Origin of the sequence: Micromonospora sp. D75, assembly GCF_018070405.1 — a bacterium.
GTDB lineage: Bacteria > Actinomycetota > Actinomycetes > Mycobacteriales > Micromonosporaceae > Micromonospora > Micromonospora chalcea.
This window is the reverse complement of sequence record NZ_JAGPXV010000865.1, coordinates 1-1,920: the sequence shown is the minus strand read 5'-3', so window position 1 is coordinate 1,920 and position 1,920 is coordinate 1. Positions and strand designations below refer to the sequence as shown.

The window sequence follows — 1,920 nt, the reverse complement described above, 5'->3', positions numbered from 1 at the left end:
GCCAGCCCTCGGTGAGCGCGATGTGCAGCAGCGCGTTCGCCACCGCGAGGTCGGTGCCGGGCAGCGGTTGCAGGTGCAGGTCGGCCTGGCGGGCGGTAGCGGTGGCGCGCGGGTCGACCACGATCAGCCGGCCGCCGCGTTCCCGCAGGTCGGTGACGTGCCGCATCAGCGGCGGCATGGTCTCGGCCGGGTTCGCGCCGACCAGCAGCAGCGTGTCCGCGCGGCCGAGGTCCGCCAGCGGGAACGGCAACCCCCTGTCGATCCCGAACGCCCGGATGCCGGCCGCCGCGGCCGAGGACATGCACCAGCGTCCGTTGTAGTCGATGTGCCGGGTCCGCAGCGTCACCCGGGCGAAGCGGCCCAGCGCGTACGCCTTCTCGTTGGTGAGGCCGCCACCGCCGAAGACCGCTACCGCGTCCGGCCCGTGGCGCTGCTGCACGTCCCGCACCCCGGCGGCGATCCGGTCGAGCGCCTCGTCCCAGGTCGCCGGGCGCAGCTCGCCGCCGGGCCGGTCGCGCAGCAGCGGGGTGGTGAGCCGGTCCGGGTGGTCGAGCAGGTCGGCGGCGGTCCAGCCCTTCTGGCACAGCCCGCCCCGGTTGGTCGGGAAGTCCCGGGCGCCGACCTCGACGCCGTCGCCGGTGGCGCGCAGCACCATGCCGCACTGCAGGGCGCAGTACGGGCAGTGCGTGGCGGCCTGCGCGGGGCCTGAACCCGTTCGCGTCGCCGTGCGTGCACCGTCTGTCATGTCGGAAAAGCGTGCCGTCGGGCGGTTTCCGGTCCGGGTCTGCTCTGTTTCGGTCCTGTCACGAGCGCTTCACACCGCACGTAGGTGACGTCGTCCCCGGCGGGGTTTACAATGTGGGAAAGTTGTCTCAAATAACGGGAGGCTCTGATGGGCGTGGCGGACGCGTTCGACGCGGTGGCCGGCAGCTACGACCAGGCCCGACGCCGCCTGGTGCCCTGCTTCGACGCCTTCTACGGCACCGCCGTCGAGGTGGCCGCGCCGCCGCTGCGTGCCGCGCTCGCCGCCGGGCGTACCCCCGAGGTGCTGGACCTGGGCGCGGGCACCGGCCTGCTGTCCCTGCTGCTGACCGCGGCCGTGCCCGGCGTCCGCCTGACGCTCGTGGACGGCGCCCCCGGCATGCTCGCGGTGGCCGCCGGACACCTGACAGAACGCGGCGTGGTGCACCGCACTGTGCACGCCGACCTGGCCGACCCGCTGCCCGCCGGCCGGTACGACGCGGTGGTCTCCGCGCTGGCCATCCACCACCTCGACGACGAGGGCAAACGGGCGCTGTACAAGCGGGCCGCGGGCGCGCTGGCGCCGGGCGGCGTGTTCGTCAACGCCGAGCAGGTGGCCGGGCCGACCCAGGCGCTGGACCGCCGCTACGACGAGGTGTGGACGGCGCGGATCACCGAGCTGGGCTCGGACGCCGAGGAGATCGCCGGCGCCCGGCAGCGGATGCGGCACGACCGGCCGGCCACGGTGGCAGACCAGTGCCGGTGGCTGACCGAGGCGGGTCTGGTGGACGTGGACTGCTTCTTCAAGGAATGGCGTTTCGCGGTCTTCGGCGGCCGGCGTCCCTGATCACTGTCCGTTTCCGCGATCGGCGGGAACGAGGATGACTGCTGGTCATACCGCTGGGTAGTCTTCCCGGCATGACCGCCAAGGTGACACTGTCGTTCTCCGACGAGACGATCGAGGAAGCGCGCCGGTTCGCCAAGCGGGAAGGGCTCTCCCTCTCCGCCTGGATGGACCAGGCCGCCCGGGAGAAGGCGCTGCGCGAGGTCTTCACCGCGCACGCCGACGCGGTCGGCCGTGCCGGCCTGGACCTGGAAGCCGCCGCCCTGGCCGACGCCCAGGAGGCCGCGCTCGTCGACGACGCCCTGTTCGGCGGGCGTCCGCGTGCTGCGTAGGGG

General features: G+C 73.6%; 3 protein-coding genes. 2 read left to right on the top strand and 1 reads right to left on the bottom strand.

Annotated elements, in window-relative coordinates; translation table 11 throughout:
• Nucleotides 1-745: molybdopterin oxidoreductase family protein (locus tag KBX39_RS30060; protein WP_210873781.1), on the bottom strand; the 745-nt coding region annotated here is incomplete at its 3' end.
• A gap of 147 nt (nucleotides 746-892) precedes the next feature.
• On the opposite strand from KBX39_RS30060, the gene KBX39_RS30055 reads away from it, so the two are divergent.
• Both KBX39_RS30055 and KBX39_RS30050 read left to right on the top strand, forming a co-directional pair.
• Complete coding sequence (locus KBX39_RS30055) at nucleotides 893-1,588, top strand: class I SAM-dependent methyltransferase (protein ID WP_210873779.1); 696 nt, start codon at nucleotides 893-895, stop codon at nucleotides 1,586-1,588.
• Between the two features lie 71 nt (nucleotides 1,589-1,659).
• Complete coding sequence (locus KBX39_RS30050) at nucleotides 1,660-1,917, top strand: DUF6364 family protein (RefSeq protein WP_030501570.1); 258 nt, start codon at nucleotides 1,660-1,662, stop codon at nucleotides 1,915-1,917.
• Nucleotides 1,918-1,920: the final 3 nt, after the last annotated feature.

What these genes read in the sequence shown, in the direction of transcription:
- KBX39_RS30055 (WP_210873779.1), top strand. Translation starts at nt 893, where the DNA reads ATGGGCGTGGCGGACGCGTTCGACGCGGTGGCCGGCAGCTACGACCAG.
- KBX39_RS30050 (WP_030501570.1), top strand. Translation starts at nt 1,660, where the DNA reads ATGACCGCCAAGGTGACACTGTCGTTCTCCGACGAGACGATCGAGGAA.